The sequence below is a fragment of the Halalkalibacterium halodurans genome (genome assembly GCF_004376175.1).
In the GTDB taxonomy this organism is placed as follows: Bacteria; Bacillota; Bacilli; order Bacillales; family Bacillaceae_D; genus Halalkalibacterium; species Halalkalibacterium halodurans.
This window is the reverse complement of the sequence record NZ_SNUY01000030.1, coordinates 1-18,225: the sequence shown is the minus strand read 5'-3', so window position 1 is coordinate 18,225 and position 18,225 is coordinate 1. Positions and strand designations below refer to the sequence as shown.

16 protein-coding genes and 1 pseudogene are annotated in these 18,225 nt (G+C 40.0%); 15 read left to right on the top strand and 2 right to left on the bottom strand.

Features of this window, described 5'->3' with window-relative positions; translation table 11 throughout:
* Positions 1–15: 15 nt before the first annotated feature.
* On the bottom strand, positions 16–1,356 hold the full coding sequence (locus tag E2L07_RS11130) for an ISLre2 family transposase (RefSeq protein WP_134229586.1): 1,341 nt from the start codon (positions 1,354–1,356) through the stop codon (positions 16–18).
* A 433-nt stretch (positions 1,357–1,789) separates the two neighbouring features.
* On the opposite strand from E2L07_RS11130, the gene E2L07_RS11125 reads away from it, so the two are divergent.
* Both E2L07_RS11125 and tnpA read left to right on the top strand, forming a co-directional pair.
* On the top strand, positions 1,790–2,008 hold the full coding sequence (locus E2L07_RS11125) for an acetamidase/formamidase family protein (RefSeq protein WP_134229585.1): 219 nt from the start codon (positions 1,790–1,792) through the stop codon (positions 2,006–2,008).
* Positions 2,009–2,495: 487 nt separating this feature from the next.
* Positions 2,496–2,957, top strand: a complete 462-nt coding sequence (gene tnpA, locus E2L07_RS11120; RefSeq protein ID WP_134229596.1) for an IS200/IS605 family transposase — start codon at positions 2,496–2,498, stop codon at positions 2,955–2,957.
* 144 nt (positions 2,958–3,101) lie between these two features.
* On the opposite strand, the gene E2L07_RS11115 is transcribed toward tnpA, so the two are convergent.
* Positions 3,102–4,757, bottom strand: a complete 1,656-nt coding sequence (locus tag E2L07_RS11115) for a PucR family transcriptional regulator (RefSeq protein ID WP_134229584.1) — start codon at positions 4,755–4,757, stop codon at positions 3,102–3,104.
* 184 nt (positions 4,758–4,941) lie between these two features.
* On the opposite strand from E2L07_RS11115, the gene allB reads away from it, so the two are divergent.
* The 13 genes and pseudogenes from allB to E2L07_RS11055 all read left to right on the top strand — a co-directional run bounded on the left by allB (position 4,942) and on the right by E2L07_RS11055 (position 17,994).
* Entirely contained in the window at positions 4,942–6,327 is a 1,386-nt protein-coding gene (gene allB / locus E2L07_RS11110; RefSeq protein WP_166740060.1) for an allantoinase AllB, read from the top strand.
* A gap of 102 nt (positions 6,328–6,429) precedes the next feature.
* Positions 6,430–7,344 (top strand): FAD binding domain-containing protein, encoded by a 915-nt coding sequence (locus tag E2L07_RS11105; protein WP_134229582.1) that lies wholly within the window; start codon positions 6,430–6,432, stop codon positions 7,342–7,344.
* Positions 7,316–9,603: pseudogene (pucD, locus tag E2L07_RS11100) on the top strand (xanthine dehydrogenase subunit D). The gene E2L07_RS11105 and the pseudogene pucD overlap by 29 nt, the downstream one beginning before the upstream one ends.
* Complete coding sequence (locus E2L07_RS11095) at positions 9,572–10,066, top strand: 2Fe-2S iron-sulfur cluster-binding protein (protein ID WP_134229581.1); 495 nt, start codon at positions 9,572–9,574, stop codon at positions 10,064–10,066. Before pucD ends, E2L07_RS11095 begins: the two are co-directional and overlap by 32 nt.
* Before the next feature lie 18 nt (positions 10,067–10,084).
* Complete coding sequence (locus E2L07_RS11090) at positions 10,085–11,158, top strand: XdhC family protein (RefSeq protein WP_166740059.1); 1,074 nt, start codon at positions 10,085–10,087, stop codon at positions 11,156–11,158.
* 13 nt (positions 11,159–11,171) lie between these two features.
* Positions 11,172–11,783 carry a nucleotidyltransferase family protein gene (locus E2L07_RS11085; protein WP_134229579.1) on the top strand — a complete coding sequence of 204 codons (612 nt, stop codon included), beginning with the start codon at positions 11,172–11,174 and terminating at the stop codon, positions 11,781–11,783.
* A gap of 27 nt (positions 11,784–11,810) precedes the next feature.
* The gene (locus tag E2L07_RS11080; protein ID WP_134229578.1) at positions 11,811–13,235 is read left to right on the top strand and encodes an 8-oxoguanine deaminase; all 1,425 of its coding nucleotides are present in this window, start codon (positions 11,811–11,813) and stop codon (positions 13,233–13,235) included.
* 483 nt (positions 13,236–13,718) lie between these two features.
* On the top strand, positions 13,719–14,231 hold the full coding sequence (uraD, locus tag E2L07_RS21240; RefSeq protein WP_243854947.1) for a 2-oxo-4-hydroxy-4-carboxy-5-ureidoimidazoline decarboxylase: 513 nt from the start codon (positions 13,719–13,721) through the stop codon (positions 14,229–14,231).
* A 21-nt stretch (positions 14,232–14,252) separates the two neighbouring features.
* A complete protein-coding gene (gene pucL / locus E2L07_RS11075; RefSeq protein WP_243854946.1) occupies positions 14,253–15,242 on the top strand; it encodes a factor-independent urate hydroxylase in 990 nt (329 codons plus the stop codon).
* A complete protein-coding gene (gene uraH, locus E2L07_RS11070; RefSeq protein ID WP_134229577.1) occupies positions 15,239–15,601 on the top strand; it encodes a hydroxyisourate hydrolase in 363 nt (120 codons plus the stop codon). Before pucL ends, uraH begins: the two co-directional genes overlap by 4 nt.
* A 19-nt stretch (positions 15,602–15,620) precedes the next feature.
* Entirely contained in the window at positions 15,621–16,418 is a 798-nt protein-coding gene (locus E2L07_RS11065) for an ABC transporter ATP-binding protein (protein ID WP_134229576.1), read from the top strand.
* Between the two features lie 6 nt (positions 16,419–16,424).
* Positions 16,425–17,282, top strand: coding sequence for an ABC transporter permease (locus E2L07_RS11060; protein WP_134229595.1), 858 nt, complete (start codon positions 16,425–16,427; stop codon positions 17,280–17,282).
* 28 nt (positions 17,283–17,310) lie between these two features.
* Positions 17,311–17,994 (top strand): ABC transporter substrate-binding protein, encoded by a 684-nt coding sequence (locus E2L07_RS11055; protein WP_134229575.1) that lies wholly within the window; start codon positions 17,311–17,313, stop codon positions 17,992–17,994.
* Positions 17,995–18,225: the final 231 nt, after the last annotated feature.

The window sequence follows — 18,225 nt, the reverse complement described above, 5'->3', positions numbered from 1 at the left end:
AGAATCTTATGGTTTTTAAAAGCCTTTCAAGTCTTTCAGTGCTCGATACACTGGAATATTCGCTCTTTGTTTGAGATACATGACGTTGTTACGTGTCGCTTCGCCAATTGTACTTTCTACCTTCTCCACAAAATACTTTGGAGGACGTTCTTCTTTTGGTTCTGTCCATTTTTCAACGCGACCAATCAGTGTTTTGAGCGGAATTTTATCCATCAACGCAACCATCGCTGTCATCATGGCACTAGCACCTTTTTCAACCCAACTTCGTCCATTTTTTAGACGCTTCGCAAAGACACTCATCGTTCCCTCGGCACTTCCCATTGGACGGAACCCTGTCGGATCAATTCCTTGATCTTTCAGCCATTCTCTATAATCTCCCAATGCTTCAGGGTATTGCTCAAGCTGATGAATCAGCGCCTCTAAACGCTCTTCTTTCGCTTCTGTCTCAAGCGTTCCCACTGCACTGTTTAGCTCTATCATGAGGGTTTCTCCATCGTACTTTGCGAGGGCTTTCTGCATAGCCCGATAACGCCGATGACCTTTGAACAATCTTCTAATATCACGTGCTACATGGAAACGATCAATCGTAAAGAAGGCTCGCCCTTGAAAATAATCTCGACAACTGGTGATCCAGGTGGCTCCATCCCCATTAATGACCAGTCGATGCACCGCAGGGTCGTAGTCAAACGTCTCCATGAGAAAAGTCTCAAGCCCCTCCCAAAACGGTTCTTTCCCTCGATGAACATAATGTCGCTTTTCTTTTAAACTCACCCTTTTTCCGTTAATCTCCCAGCCTTGATGAACCGCTGCGATCTTCTCTTCCTTCCCTTTGATTCGTTTCTCTTGTCGCTTTAGGTAGAGTCCATCCACTTCGATAAACAATACGGGTAATGTCAACGGTTGACGCTCTTTCTGCATGGCTTCTACCTCTAGCAGATGTTGGCGAATCGCTTCGTGACTGATAACGCGATAACCAAGAAGGGTCTCAAGCGTGTTCGATGCCTTTCGGTAGGAAGGACTTGTCACAGCGAGCTCAATCGCCGCTTCTTCTACAAGTGGGCTAAACCCTTTGATCCCCTCGAATTGTAGGTATTGGTCAAGGAGATAGACATATTTGCCTGTTTCACGATCGCGATAGTAGGAGCGCTTCAACTCAATCTCACCAAATAAACTGTCTATTTTTAGAGGCCGCTTATCTTTATAATGAAAGCGTTGCTTATCACGTTGTTTCACAATTTCTTCGTCATATGCCTCTAACATGGAGGTCATCACACTTGAGAAGGTTTCCTGTAACTTCCTCCAGACTAGCTGTTCAAGTTCTTTTAAAGTTGGATATTCTGTGTTATTCTTTTGCATAGGGTTTCTCCTTTGAATCGGGTTTTCGTCGACTATGATTCTACCAAGGAGAGACCCTTTTTTCATGTATTTTGCTTAAACCCTACCGCGCTTTCGCTTGGTGGCCTGCTCAACCAGGTAATGAACTTCCATTACCTGGTTGAGCAGGTTGTTTCTTCTCCCACAAACATTTTACTCATACCCATTTTAAAAAAATATGCTGTAAAGGCTTACAAAAAAGTGTTGCACATCTATTTTAGGGAGGATATTATATGACTAATTAAATGAATACGAAGATTTGCATTATGGATTGTTACTGATTAAGCAGGCAAAACCGTAAACTACTACTACAGAGTGAATGTAGTATAGATACTGGGGTGAATACGCTTCCAAGGACATCAAAAAGCTTACTAATAATATTTTGTTTCTTTTTTGATCCTTTGGTTTGACTTTTATGTTCAGAAGAAAGGTTTGTCACTTTCATTTAATGACGGCTTCACAAGATGCTCTTCGTGCGATGGTAGACCATATTGCGACAACGTACGATATGACAAAAATCGATGCATACCTGCTTTCAAGTCAATGTGTTGACTTGAAAATATCTGAAATCGTTGATGCAGGTCATTATGTTGTTAGTGCAGTATTGCCGCTGGCGATTTTTGAAACGAAATAGGTAAAAATTTGATTAATAAGGTTAGCCAGATTAATGTCTGGTTAGCCTTATTTTTATTTGTGGGCTTATATACGAGCTAACCTCTCAACATAGAGATTAAAGGGTTCTAGCATAATTCGACATTTCTATTGTAAGTTAACCTTCCAAACCATCGCACAAAATGACTAATACTGTTTAAAATAAATGAACAAAGACGGTTCTTTTGGAGGAGGGAATGAAGTAGCCACTTATACGTAGATGAAAATGGAGGAAGTTATCATGAACCAATTATTTAAACCTGTTGTATCATTAAACATTCAAATTAGCCGTTTCAATCATCATGAAGAAGCGGCTAATTTTTTTTAGTGGTTTAGAAAACCCCTGGCTATGCCGGGGGTTCAAAAGAGCTTCTAGCGTGGTATTAAAAAAACCTCACTTCATGATAGGATAAAGTTGGTTTCCCGACCACTTCATCTCATCATCGAAGGAGGTATGCCCTGTGAAGGACATGAATAGTTTAGCACACACAACATGGAATTGTAAGTATCACATAGTATTTGCGCCAAAGTACAGAAGACAAATCATATATGGAAAATACAAAAAAAGCATTGGACAAATTATAAGAGATTTATGTGAACGGAAAGGAGTCGTTATCCATGAAGCCAATGCTTGTCCGGATCACATTCATATGTTAGTCAGTATTCCACCAAAGTTAAGTGTATCTCAATTCATGGGTTACTTAAAAGGGAAAAGTAGTCTCATGATATTTGATCGACATGCCAATTTGAAGTATCGATATGGGAACCGGAAGTTCTGGTGCCGGGGATTCTATGTCGATACAGTAGGCAGAAATAAGAAACAAATACAAGAATATATTAAGAATCAGCTGAGAGAAGACTACATGGGTGATCAGTTAACATTATTCGAAGAACATGACCCTTTTACTGGTGAGAAAAATAAGAAGAAATAAGGAAATTCTTTAGAATTAGTGAGTGAATGTGGTGCAGACGGGAAACCCTTTCAGTGGGCCTTTAAGGCCAAGGCCGGTAAGAGAGGCTTTCAGCCGCAGAACAAACCACCAGTTCACACTGGTGGTTTTGATTGGTAAATGAGCTTACTTCTGTAAAAGAAACGATTGAATAAAAAAAGCCATTCTTAACCGCATCGTTTCATCAGAGCTCTTAATATCTCTTCCGAGTAGTTCCTCGCATTTTTTGATTCGATAAATGACTGTATTACGGTGAACAAACATACTTTTTGCTGTTTCGGAAATTTGGCAATTATTGTTCAAAAAATAGGATAGCGTCTGAACTAAATCCTTCTTTTCTTTGTCTTTCGGATAGGCCAATTCTTTCAGAGAGGATTGATAGAATTCTTTTAACTTTTGAGATGGAATTGTTTTCAACAGTTCGGTCAGCTCTTTTGTGCGATATGTTTTAATGAATTTATTTTTATTCTCTCGATAGCCCATTCTGAGAGAATCAACGGCTTCTTGAAAAGCTATTCCTATGTCGTTTAATTTTTCAGCTATATTGCTTATCCCAAATGATAAGCCGATATCTAACGTGTGATACACTTCATCTTGTGTTTGGCGAATCACATCCAGCAGGTTCTTCTCTACGGATTCATTGTAGAAATCAAACCCGATTAAAATGCCAAAAAGATCGCCCTTTGAAAATACAATACTACTGTTGAACTGCTTCCCAATTAAGACTTCAACTAATTCATAGATCACGTCTCTTTTGTTATTCATTTCTTTTTCAGCTTGCAATGGATAATTTTCTAAAGAATAGTCAGAACCACCATCGATTTTAAACGTAATGCAAACGTATTGAAGAGACTTGTCTAATCCATATGTTTTTCCTCGACTTTGAATTTCTTCTTCTGTAGCAATCGTACCATCGATTAAATCTGTGAAAAATTCATTTTTCAAACGTCTTGAATGCTGTTCAAGAGCATGTAGCTTCATAAATTCAAATGAAATCACATTAGAGGCTTGCTCAATTGCAAGTAAGGAAAAGTTATTATGTGATTTGGTTTTCCCTAGTATGACGACATATCCTTTTTGTTGATTGACTGTGTTAATTGGATAAAGGGAAAACTCTTTATAAGGGGAAGAGTTCTCTTCATTAGGTAGCGTTAACGCTAAATATTGATCAATTTCTTGGCGATGAATCAAGTCATGAATGTGCCAATACACTTCAAAAAATGAATCTTGATCAATTCTATGAGAAGAGCTCAAAATATCAAGACGGTAGTTTAATAAAACGACTGGTGCATCTAATAGCGATGAAAGACTTGCGATGACACTGGAAATTCCTCCGCCAGACATCACAATATTTGAAAATTCTTTATGGGTGTTTAAGGCATAATTCAATTCCTCAGTCCGTTCCTTAAGAATACAGCCTAATGATTCATTAAGCATTTCTCCTAACGAATAGTGAAGGGGCAACTCAATAATGGGAAAGTTTAATTTGTTCGCTTCGGTAATGATTTCTTCCGGAATTTCCTCGATGTATCTCTTTGTTTTTAATCCTAACCCAGCGCAGCCTTGTTTAGCCATTTGCTGTACTAATTCGATCAATGCTTGTCGGTCATGATGAAGAGAGTAGGCTGTTGTCAAAAGCAGTTGTTCGGGATTTAAATAATGAATAATGTCAGGAGCATCCATCAAATTAACGGATTGGACTGGGTTCGTTAAACCGAGTTGTCCAGCCACGACTGTTGCGTCCTTGAATGTGGAAAGGTTCAATACATCTATCAGTTTCATTTTTGATTCACTCCTTTATGTAGAAAAATACATGGTTAGCAGGATCTTTCTCTTTGTTGTTAATAATGTACAAAAAAAATGGCGGCGCGAAAACTTCTATGGGATATTTTCTTACAAAATTTATCAATTATTTAGTTGGATCAGCCAAAATAGATAAAAATAGATCATATGGGTGGAGATGTCTGTGAAACAATTGATGATAAAGAATGGAACAGTTTATACAGACGGTACTTTTAAGCGGGCACACGTTATTGTCCACAAAGGCCTGGTTGAGCAAATCATTCTTTCAAAAACAGAGGTAGATGAGAGCAACTTTTTAAAAGTGGTTGATGCATCTGACAGCTATGTTCTTCCTGGTTTTATCGATTCTCATGTTCATTTTAATGATCCAGGGAGAGAAGAATGGGAAGGGTTTTATTCTGGCAGTCGAGCTGCGGCAGCTGGAGGTACAACGACGGTTTTTGATATGCCGCTAAATAGCAGTCCCTCTGTTACAAATACTCATATTTTAGAAATGAAAAAGAAGCATGTCAGCTCGCGTTCGTGGATTCACTACGGGTTATGGGGTGGAATAACAGCGGCAAACGTTGGAGATGAAGAAGAACTCAAAGGCATGAAAGAAGCAGGCGTTATTGGTTTCAAAGCCTTTTTATCTGATAGTGGAATAGGAGATTTTGAGAAGATTTCAAAGGATCAGTTAAAAGAGGCGATGATCAAGGCGAAAAAATTAGATGCTATTTTGGCTTTGCATGCAGAGGACCAGGATCTTATTGAACACTACACTGCCCAATTACTATTGGATAAGCGAACGGATCGTCAAGCGTTCTTAAATAGTCGCCCACCGAGTGCCGAGCTTGCCGCGATTACAGATGCATTGAAGAAAGTCGAACAAACGAAGGTGTCAGTTCATTTTGTTCATGTTAGTTCACCACTCGCGATTGAATTAATCAATCAATACAAAGAAAACGGGTTCGATGTTTCAGTTGAGGTTTGTCCTCATTATTTACTTTTTGATGAACAAGATTTCTTGAATGTTGGTCCACTGTTAAAATGCGCCCCACCTCTCCGAAGTCGTGACATGGTTGAAGAGTTGTGGAAGTGCGTGGAACGAGGATGGGTTGATATCATTGGCACTGATCATTCTCCGTGTCCGATTCAAATGAAATCAGAAGGTGATCAAAATATTTGGAAGGCTTGGGGCGGGATTCAAGGGATCCAATTCGGCTTTCAATTCTTTCTGCAAGAAGCAATGAAGCGTGGTTTTTCCATAGAAAAGTTGATTCCGCTTTTAACTTCAAATGTAGCAAAACGCTTTGGTCTTTCTGAAAAAAAGGGAGACATACAAGCTGGATATGATGCGGATTTGACCATTGTAAAGATGAATAGGCAATGGTCAGTGAATAAATCTAACACGTATACTCGTCATCCTTATTCTCCTTATGAAAAGCTGGAAGCGACGAGTAAGATCATGGCTACGGTTGTAAGTGGTGATGTGATTTATGAAAATGATCAATTTATCGAGAGAACCAAAGAGCCAATGGACGTTTCGGCTTTTAGTGGATTTAGCTAATATTGCAATCTAACTTTGTTTATTATAAACAGTGTTTCTGGCATTCTCATTCTTTATGATCAAAACATAGGAGAGGATTTTAGAGGAAAGGAGTGCTGAAGAGTGCTAACGAAGCAAATCGTTTGGAAACCGAAAACTCTAGAAGAAGCGTGGAATATTCATGATCATCTTGAACCGAACAGTTATTGTTACGTTTCAGGTGGGACTTGGCTCAGGACGCAGTGGGAGGCAAATCTTCGTAAGATGCCTCCTCATCTGATTAGTCTTGAACAGATTTTAGCGATGAGTCAAATTGAAGAACAAATTATCTCTGGACAGAGAGTCATTACAATTGGCGCAGCGACAACGCTCGCAGAATGTATAAAGAGTCCACTTCTAAACAAATATCTACCAACCATTGTGAAGGCTTGTCGTCATATTGCTGCCATGTCAATCCGTAATCAAGCTACAATAGGTGGCAATATTTATACGGCTATTGGCGACTCGATTCCAGCTTTCCTGATTTTTGATACACAGCTGCAATGGTATAACGGTACGGAAATAGAGGTGGAATCGTTGGAAGGTTGGTTATTTAAGCTTCAAGCAAATGAGTTCAAAAGGGATAAACGTATACTAGTTGGATTAAGAATCGAAATTGATGAACAACAGCTACATGAAGGTTTCTCTTTTTATATGAAAGTAGGGAGAAGGGAAGCATTTACACCATCTGTTGTGAATCTGGCGAGTAAAGGATTTATTGATCAAACGGGTGTCTTTCGTAACGTTGCGATAGCGGCTGGGGGTGGTGCCATTTCGGCAAAGAGACTATCGAAAGCAGAATGGGAGCTAGAACATCAGCCATTTTCAATTGATCGACTTAAAAAGGTTCATAAGCTGATAGTAGAGGAGCATGAAGCACAAACAGATGCGTTTGCCACTGCTAATTATAAAAAATCAGTTGTTGCCAATCTCATAACGAGTGAATTATATCGTCTTAGCAAAGGTGGTGATGATGATGCTTTTAAGTCGTGCGTCTAGTAAATGGAAGGTGAGGCCAGATGGCAAGGAGAAGGTAACGGGTAGGCTCCGCTATTTAACGGATATGAAAGGTGCAAATATGCTTTACGGCAGAGTACTTCGAAGTTCGTACCCTCACGCACGCATTCATTCTATTGATATTTCAGTGGCATTGAGGCATCCAGGTGTAAAAGCTGTCCTCACTCATCGTGATATCCCTGGTTTGAACGGATTTGGGATTAGTCAGCCAGATCAACCAGTCTTTTGTGATGAGCTTGTCCGCTTTGAAGGTGATGCAGTTGCTGCTGTAGCTGCAGAGACAAAGGAGGCTGCAGAAGAAGCATTGCAGCTAATTCAAGTGGAATATGAGGAGTTAGAGGTACTGAGTTCTCCTGAAGCTGCCTTGGATGAAGGAGCACCTCTCATTCATCCAGAAGGGAACATTCTCCATGAGACCGATTATTCACGGGGGGATGTAGAAAGGGCTTTTCAAAATTGTACTTACATTGTGGAAGAAACGTATGAGACACCTAGGCAAATGCATACGTATTTGGAAACCGAGGGTGGGCTTTTTGTTCCTAAAGCAAATGGAAAGCTAATTGTCTATGCTCCGACACAGCATGGTTATAAGGATCGGATGCAATTAGCGCGAATCCTTGCCATACCTGCCCAATCGGTGGATCGTTTGGAGGAAAGGATGAATTAAATGTACAGCCTTACGGGGCATTGCTCGCTCTACATTGCCAAAGGCCAGTCAAGATGCATTATTCAAGATGGGAATCTGTGAAAGCGGGATTAAAGCGTCACCCAATGAAAGTGACAATGAAGACAGGGATTGATTCTGACGGTAAGCTACTTGCTCATCAAGTTCGTATTCTTTCTGATACAGGTGCCTATTCGACACTTGGGGGACCCGTTTTAAATTTTGCAACTGAGCATGCGATGGGGCCGTATCTGATTCCACATGTTGATGTGAAAGGGAAAGCTGTCTATACAAATAACGGAGTGTCAGGTGAGTTTCGCGGCTTTGGAGGGAATCAAGTTATTTTTGCTTTAGAGGGTCAGATGGATCGCTTAGCTGAACAATTACAGATTGAACCATGGGAGCTGCGAAGAAGAAATCTACGTCAACTCAACGATCTTGGCCCGATGGGACAGCGTATCGTTCCAACAGATGGGCCAAAGCAAGTGTGGGAGGCCTTGCAGCGATCACCTATTTGGCAAAAAAGAATAGAATCAACAAAACATAGTAGTCTGTGGCTGAGACGCGGAATCGGTTTGGCGATGGCGATGCATGGTTCTGGCTTAGGATACGGAATTCCTGATCATGCAGGCGGAACAATGCGCCTTAGTAAGGAAGGGAAAATTGAAGTTGCATTCGGTCATGAGGAGTTTGGCCAGGGTTTACTTTCAACCTTAGAAATATTAATGCAAGATCATTTTCAATGTGAAAGAGACGACTTAAATATCATTATTGGCGATACCGAGCTTGTGCCATCAAGTGGGTCATCTACTGCATCACGGACGACCAATATGGTTTGGCAATCTCTTAATCGTTTGAAAGCCCCATTTTTAGAAGCTCTATTTGAAAGAGCATCGTTACTTACTGGGATACCAAAGGAGCAATTACAAACAGGACCAAGTGGGATTTGGATGGATAAAAAAGGCTATAGACAGCGAGTACTTACGTATAAACAGATAGCTGATAGTGGTGTTGAAGATCTGGAGTTTACAACTGAGTTTCATTATCCCATTACACCTGATCCAATTATCGGGGCGCATTATCTTTATACAAGTACGGCGGTTATTGTAGAGGTTGAAGTGAATATGCTAACAGGAATGGTTACCATTATTGGCATTGATCATGTTGTTGCAGCTGGCCCAGTCATCAACCCGATGGGGTATGTTGGTCAAATCGAAGGCGGGAGTGTGATGGCTTTAGGTTTTACGTTAACTGAAGATGCCGTTATGGATGGGGGACGATATGTCACAAAAAATTTGGATACGTATATGATTCCCACCATTTTGGATGTGCCAGTGCAACATGTTGAAGCAATTGAGGAGCTGCCCGACGGTGATTCATTTGGTCCGCGTGGAGTGGGTGAAGTAGGTTCAGTTGCGCTCGGCCCAGCTATTGTCTCTGCTGTTAGGCAGGCAACAGGCAAATGGGTGAAGTCATTACCAATCAAGCCAGAAGAATTACTTCAGGACTCACTTTTTCTTGAAGAAATAGAGGGGGAGAAGACGTATGAGCCAAAAAGTCAATCCGTCAGTAAGTGAAAAGACGATAACGTTTGAAATGAACGGAAAGACAATGCATCTTTCAGTGGATCCTGCAAGACGTCTAATTGATATTCTCCGATATGATTTAGATCTAACAGGAACGAAGATGTCATGTGAGATTGGTCGGTGCGGGGCGTGTATGGTTTTAATTGATGGCAAAACATACAATTCATGCTTAACAATGGCTTATCAATGTGAAGGAAAAAAGGTGGTGACGATTGAGGGAGTAAACGCGGACGAGGTGGATCCTATTTTGCAAGCCTTTTTAGAAGAAGGTGGATTTCAATGCGGATATTGCACACCAGGCATGGTTATCTCGATAAAGGCTTTATTAAAAGAACATCCACACCCTACGGTTGAGCAATTGAAAGAAGGATTAGCAGGAAACTTATGCCGTTGTACTGGTTATGGTGGAATCTACAGGGTATTAGAGCGATTAAGTAGAACAGAACCCGTTTAAATGGAGTGGGGGAGAACAATGAAAGAGCTTTATAAATATCTGAACATTATGAAATTGAAACCAGATCAATCATTTGCTTTAGCGACGGTGATTCAAGTGAAGGGATCTGCTTACCGTCATGAAGGCGCCAAAATGCTCTTTTCTGAAAATGGTGAGCAATACGGAATGATCAGTGGAGGATGTCTTGAGGAAGATTTGTTTAGTTATGCCCAAGAAGCGATGACGTTACAGAAGCATCAAACGGTTACGTATGATTTACGAACAGAAGATGACTTAGGCTGGGGAAAAGGTGCGGGCTGTAATGGGGAAATCACCGTTTTGCTTGAGCCTATTAAATGGAATGATACGGATCATTTTTTGTCTCAAGTTTTAGAAAGATTAGAGAGAGGAGAACGCCTCGTTTCCATTAGTGATTTGAGTAGACAGAAAGATGGTGTGCGTTTATTTATAGCAGAAGATGGAGAAGTGATAGGGACATGGCTTCCTTATTTAAAAAAGGTTGTCATGCCTACAGTAAACCAAATGTTTAAAACAGAGCGGACCTTCGAATATCATCATTTTATCGAATTGAATACGACTTTCATGTTTGAATTACATGAGCCACAAGATACTCTCTATATCTTCGGTGCGGGTACTGATGCCGAACCAATTGTAAAGCGAGCAGCTGAATTTGATTTTTTGCCAGTTGTCATTGATCCAAGGGAAAGTCGCTGTCAGAGAGCATATTTTCCAAGTGCTAGCTCGTTCATCATTGAACATCCTGAAAAATTCCTCGCAAAAAACTGTCTTAAAAAGAATAGTTACGTGTTAATTATGACTCATCAGTTCCAACAAGACCAACAAATATTAACGTATTTCTTAGAGCAAGAAAACCGACCTAAATACGTTGGTATACTTGGTCCGAAAAAAAGAACAGAAAAACTTGTAGCGCCTCTCCCATTACCAGAATGGGTCCACTCACCAGTTGGTATTTCGATTCATGCTGAAGGAGCAGAAGAAATCAGCATCAGTATTTTAGCAGAGTTGATTCAAGTCCGAAATGAAAAGAGAATGTTGATGAGAAAAAAGAAGAAGCGAGAAACGGTTATGTAAAGGAAGGTGTGGGATGAAGCGTGAGCCAGTTTGTGCAGTTATTTTAGCAGCAGGAAAGTCGAGCCGAATGGGGGTAAACAAGCAATTATTAAAGTTAGACGGCATGTATTTACTTGAGAGAGTCATAAAAAAAGTGTTGGCACATTCATTTGATCAAGTGATTGTCGTGATTGGCTTTGAAGCAAGCCGTATCCAACAACTCATTCAACTTGATTCCTCTTGTATTCAGTGGGTGATGAATGCTGATTATGAAAAAGGACAGAGTACGTCCTTTTTGACAGCTATACGCCACTTACAGAAAAACATTCAGTCGGTGATGTTTTTCTTAGGAGATCAGCCGTTTATAACAAATGAAACAATAGAATCTATTTTTGAAAAAGGGCGAGAACGGGTAACGAGTGATTCTAGCCCTTTTGTAATCCGACCTTTTTTTGAAGGAAAACCAGGTCATCCAGTGTTTTGGGGGAATGTTCGATTAGTAGATTTCGAAACACTTTCAGGTGAGAAAGGAGGACGGAGGTTAATGGGCAGTTTTGCGATGGAAAAGTGTTCAGTTGACGATCCTTATGTGGTGTTTGATATTGATACCCCGGATGATTTTGAGGAAGCGAAACGATTAAGCTGAGCTAGGTGCAGGAGGACTGTTTAGAAAATGCAAAGTCTATTAATCAAAAATGCGAGAAACATTATTACAATGGATAACAAAAGAAGTCGGATACCTAGCGGAAGCATTTATATTGAGGGGCAAGAAATAAAAGCGATTGGTGTCGACCTACCTTATGAAACGGCAGAAAGAGTGATTGATGCGAGAAATAAAATCATCTATCCAGGTCTCATTAATACCCATCATCATTTGTATCAAACCTTTACCAGAAACATTCCATTTGCACAAGACGTCGAGCTATTTGATTGGTTGCTGACGCTTTATGATATTTGGAGGCATTTAAGACCAGAGGATGTTTACTTAAGTGCAATGGTTGGAATAGGAGAATTGTTAAAGAGTGGTTGTACCACGACTTCAGATCACTTTTATGTTTTTCCAGATGGGGTTAGTGATCAATTAATAGACGAAGAAATACGTGCTGCTAGTGAGTTAGGTATACGATTTTTTCCGACACGTGGTTCAATGAGTTTAGGAAGATCAAAGGGTGGCTTACCGCCAGATGAAGTTGTCCAAACGGAAGACCCTATCCTTCGTGACACAAGGAGGCTCATTGAAACCTATCATGATCCAAGTAAATTTGCGATGGTGAAAGTAGGTGTTGCTCCGTGTTCTCCCTTTTCAGTTAGCAGGGACTTATTAAGGGAATCTGCTCACTTAGCTAGAAGTTATCGTGTTCGCATGCATACTCATTTGGCTGAAACAAAAAACGAGGAAGATTATTGTCTGGAAATGCTCGGTCTTCGTCCATTAGACTTTATGGAAGAAATGGGGTGGATCGGCAATGATGTTTGGTATGCACATGGTATTTGGTTTAACAAAGATGAAATCAGTAAAATGGGTTCATGTGGATGTGGAGTTGCACATTGTCCAAGTAGCAATATGAAGCTCTCTTCTGGCACATTTCCGATCATCGAGATGCTAAAAGCAGGAGTGAAAGTTGGCCTAGGGGTGGATGGCTCTGCTTCAAATGACGCTTCGAGTATGCTGCTCGAGTTAAAAATGATGAATTTATTACATAAGCTGCAGCACGGTCCTACTGCGTTACGAGCAGAAGATTGTTTGCACATTGCAACGAGGGGATCGTCTAAGGTTCTCGGTTGGGAGGATGGAATTGGATCGTTAGAAGTGGGAAAAGCAGCGGACATGTTTATGGTTGATGCAAGTCGTTTAGAATTTGCTGGAGCTCTTTTCGATGATGCCACACTTCCAATTGTGACAGGTACAGCTCAAGTAGATATGACAATCGTAGGTGGGAAGGTCGTTGTGCAAGATGGACGTTTAGTTCATACAAATGAAGAGCAACTGGCTAGACGAGCGAATGAGGCAGCTTTTCGAATGGTCGAAATCGCAGCAAAGCACACGAAAATTGATTATAAAAAAATGCGTGCAACTGCTGTGTGGAATGACATGTAAATGAACGAAAACACCGACTAAACGGTTTTTTTCTTATTTAAGAAGTATAAGTTGATTTTCTTTGTTAGCTTTCATAACGAATAGTATCCTTTATTTGGTTATTTGCTACAAAATAAGAATAGATAAAGAAATGAAAAACTTTAAGATGTCATGAAAAAGAGGAGTCTGGATATATGAGCAAAATAAATCAGTTGGTTGAAAACACAAAGTGAATAAATCTAACACAATCTTTATTTCCTTCCTTTCTCTAAAAATCTTAGATCTTGCAATACATTCATTTAGGCCATGTCAGATCAGACCATAAAAAGCATCATGAAATCTTCTAGTATTGGTCAGATGAGCTAATTTCGTTCATGATTTTTAGTCACGCTACACAATGACCGTAAAGCTGTTAATGAGTATGATTTGACTATAACCAATACTAGCTGAGTGCAAGTAGAGTACTAGAATTCTAGAAAGAAGGTGGAGACTATCAACTATTCAATGAAAGAAGTCAACGAAATGAGTAAAACAAATTTTGTAGATTCAATTGGGTCTGTATTTGAACATTCACCATGGGTTGCTGAAAAAGCATGGATGCATCATCCTTTTTCAAGTTTGGAACAAATGTATCAGAAAATGATTGAGGAAATGTATGCGGCAGATCCGTTACTACAGTTAGCGTTACTGAGAGCACATCCTGACTTAGGAACGAGAATGGAAATATCAGAAACATCTACAAATGAACAGTTACATGCTGGGCTAAGTCAATTATCTGAAGAAGAATTCAATGAATTTTCGCGTTTGAATAAAGATTATGTTCAGGCATTCAGTTTCCCATTTATTATGGCTGTCCGAGGTCAAGATAAGAATTCGATTAAACAAAGTATGAAAAAAAGAATAGCAAACAGTTATGAAGCTGAATTACAAACGGCTTTAAATGAGGTAAGTAAGATTGTTAAGTTCAGGCTTTTGGATATGGTGCGTGATGAAGAGACTTTAATATCTGAATATTAAAATAGTAAAGGTGGGCTCTTTATGAAAACAAAGTCAGTTCAAAAGGCAGCGACAAAACGAACAATGTATTACGGCAAAGCAGATGTATTTGTTTACCGAACATACGCCAAGCCACTTGAAGGAATTCGGGAAATTCCTGAATCGAGTTTTAAAGGACGTAGCAATATTATTTTCGGAATGGATATTCAAGTTGCAATCAAGGGGGATGCGTTTCTATCTTCCTTTACAGAAGGGGATAACACTCAAGTTGTCGCAACAGACTCGATGAAAAACTTCATACTCCGACATGCAGGAGATTATACAGGGGCGACGATGGAAGGATTTTTAGAATTTGTTAGTAAGGAGTTTTTGCAAAAGTATCCGCATATTGAAGGAGTGACGATGTCAGGACAACAGTTTCCTTTTAATGAAGTAGAGATCCCTACAGAGAGTGGATTTGCTCCAAGTGAACTCGTTTTTCGTCAAGGATTAATGGAACAGCCATCTGCTTCGGTGCAGGTAGAGAGAACGGCAGATGACCAATACGAGGTAATTGAGCAAACGAGTGGTGTCAAAGGGCTGCGCTTAATTAAGGTAAAAGGAAGCTCTTTTTACGGCTACATCAAGGATGAGTATACAACATTACCTGAATCATTTGATCGTCCGTTGTTTATTTATTTAGACATTAATTGGCACTATGAAGATACAGATGATGCAAAAGGTGATCGGCCTGATCAATATGTATGTGCAGAGCAAGTTGCACATATTGCCCAGACGTTGTTTCATCAAGAAGATTCTCCGTCGATCCAAAACTTAATTTATAAAATCGGATTGCGAGTGTTAAAAAGGTTCCCTCAATTAGCTGAAGTCTCATTTGTATCAAATAATCGTACGTGGGAAACGATTCTTGAAGAAGTCTCGTGTTCTACGGATGGAAAAGTGTTCACAGATCCACGTCCCCCGTACGGATTTCAAGGGTTCTCTGTGACAAAAGAAGACTTAGCTTTGGCAGAAGCGGAAGAGGAAAAATGAGTGGACGATTGACGACGCATGTACTAGATATAAGCACTGGTAAGCCTGCAAGTGGTGTGATCATTGAACTATTCGAATACAACAAGCTTACTAGAGAATATGAAAAGCTTACTCAAACTACAACGAATGAAGATGGCAGACTAGATGAACCGTTGCTTGAAGGAGAAAGCATGAAAAAAGGTATTTTTCAATTAATGTTTCATGTTGAAGAGTATTTTAACCAGGATGGTAATAAACAGGAACCTCCTTCTTTTTTAGATGTTGTTCCTATTCGTTTTCGGATCGCGAGTGAATATGATCACTATCATGTTCCGCTACTCATTGCTCCTGGTGGTTATAGTACCTATCGAGGGAGCTAATAGACTTTAAAAGGAGGAGATTCACTTGGTCACGTCAGGGCAAGCAATTGTTACATTTCGACAGGTTCATAAAATTTATAACAACGGAACCGTTGCCTTGAGTAACTTCAATTTAACGATAAAAGAAGGAGAGTTTATCAGCTTTCTAGGGCCTTCAGGCTGTGGGAAGTCGACAGCATTAAGGATGATCGCAGGGCTTGGGGAACCGACAAAAGGAGAATTAAAGGTCTATCAGAAATCGCCAAAAGAGATGATAAGTGAAACAAATGATATTGCATTTGTTTTTCAAGATTCAAATCTTCTTCCTTGGCGTTCGGTTTTAGATAATGTCATGCTCCCGCTGGAATTAAGAGGAATTAGTAAACGCAAACGGAAAGAAGAAGCCATGCGAGTTTTAGAGATGGTGGGCTTGAAAGACTATTTAAAAGCGTATCCTCGTGAGTTATCAGGCGGGATGAAAATGCGTGTCTCAATTGCACGTGCATTAGCAGCAAAACCGAAACTATTATTAATGGATGAACCTTTTGCAGCACTTGATGAAATGACAAGGCAAGGCTTGCAATTAGAGCTATTAGACATTTGGAAAAAAGAGAAAACGACGATTTTGTTTGTCACACATAATGTGTTTGAAGCCGTCTTTTTATCTTCCAAAATAGCGGTTATGTCAGCTAGACCAGGAAGACTATCGTCTGTTATTGATGTGAATCTCCCTTATCCAAGAGAGACGAGTAGTCGTACGAGCAGAGAGTTTGGTAGTATGGTCGAGTTTACCTCTGAAGAACTTGAAAAAAGTTCCGAGCGAAAGGAGTTGGTGTAGGTGGCGATGCCTTCCGCTGATGTATCAAAAAAAGTAGCTATAAAAGCGATTGCTCGTTCGAAATCACGTCAAACGAGATGGAGTCACTTTCAACATGTATACTTAGGTCCGTTGATTGCATTCATCCTTTTTCTTTCAGTATGGCAACTACTTCCTTTGTTACTTGGAATGCCTCATTACATTTTTCCGAAACCGACTGATGTGTGGAATGCGACCATAAACAGTTGGAATATTCTTTGGGAAGCAGTAAGGATAACAGTGCTAGAATCAGTGATCGGATTCTTTTTAAGTGCGATCATTGGTATCTCTGTCTCAGTTCTTCTAGCTAGTTCTAAAATATTGGAGCGGAGTATTTATCCATATGCAATCATTTTACAAACGATACCTGTTGTCGCGATTGCGCCGATTGTTGTGATTTGGTTTGGGTCAGGTTTTAATTCGATTATTGTGATTTCCTTTTTAATCGGATTCTTCCCTGTGATTTCAAATACGTTAATGGGTCTTAATTCTGTCGATAAAAACATGGATGAATTGTTCACCTTATACAACGCGTCAAAATGGCAAAAAATGTGGAAGTTACGCATTCCAGCGGCGTTGCCTTATATGATGGCGGGATTAAAAGTGTCTTGTACATTATCAATTGTTGGTGCGATTGTTGGAGAATATGTCGCTGGTGTTGGTGGAGGAAAAGGTGGTCTTGGTTATGCGATTACAGTAGCAGCGATTCAAGTAAACACATCCTTTTTATTTGCATGCGGGATTGCAGCCGCGATTTTAGGAATCGGATTTTATTTGCTAGTTAGCTTACTTGCCAAATATCTACTCGGATCGTGGCATGAGTCGGCAATGAAAGTAGATAAATAATCACGTTGAAAAAGAGAGGGGTCTATCAATGATAAAAAGTCTTAATATTCAGTTTTTTAAAATAACCAAGTTAACTGCTTTATTTTTTGCTCTCATCATGCTACTAGTACTTGCGGCATGCGGTGGACAAGAACCCGTTGATGGAACAGAAGAAAGTAATGCTGAGTCGACTAGTGAAACGGAGGGAGACGAGGATGTAACAACGGAACCAATAGAAGCTGTAAAACTAGTACTTAATTGGTTTCCAAAAAGTCAGCATGGTGGTGTTTATGCCGCAGATGAACAAGGAATTTTTGCTGAAAATAGCTTGGAAGTAGAAATAGAGCCAGGAGGACCTCAAGTATCAGCAATTCAAATTATAGCTTCAGGTAATGCGCAATTTGGTTTGGCTCATGCTGATCAAATTGTGATTGCTAGAAATCAAGGGATTGAGCTAGTTACATTAGCCGCTGCTATGCAAAATAGTCCAGCCGCATTGATGACGCATGAGGGTGTTGTCATTAATGATTTTGAAGATATGAACGGAAGAACAGCCTTTATTCAGCCAGGTATTCCGTATTGGGATTACTTAACTAGTAAGTATGATTTAAGTGATGTGAATGTTCAAGGTTATACAGGGCAGCACGTTAATTTTATTGATGATCCAGAATCTGTAAGTCAAGCTTTTGTAACGTCAGAGCCTTTCTTCTTGGAAAAAGAAGCATTCCTGTAATGAACAAATTTGAGGTTTGATCAAAAAAGAGCCCCTTGGTATGATACGAGGTGTCCGCAGCTGATCAGCACTAAGGACCCTTAAATTAGAACCAAGGAGGACTCAACCGGATTAACCCCCGTATTTTGGACAGTATCTCTCTTAATCTCACTTTATCTTAAAATTACATCCTTTTTCGTTTCCTTTTGTCCTTTTGAGATGATAGCCATTTCTTCCATTCCTTCAAGGATA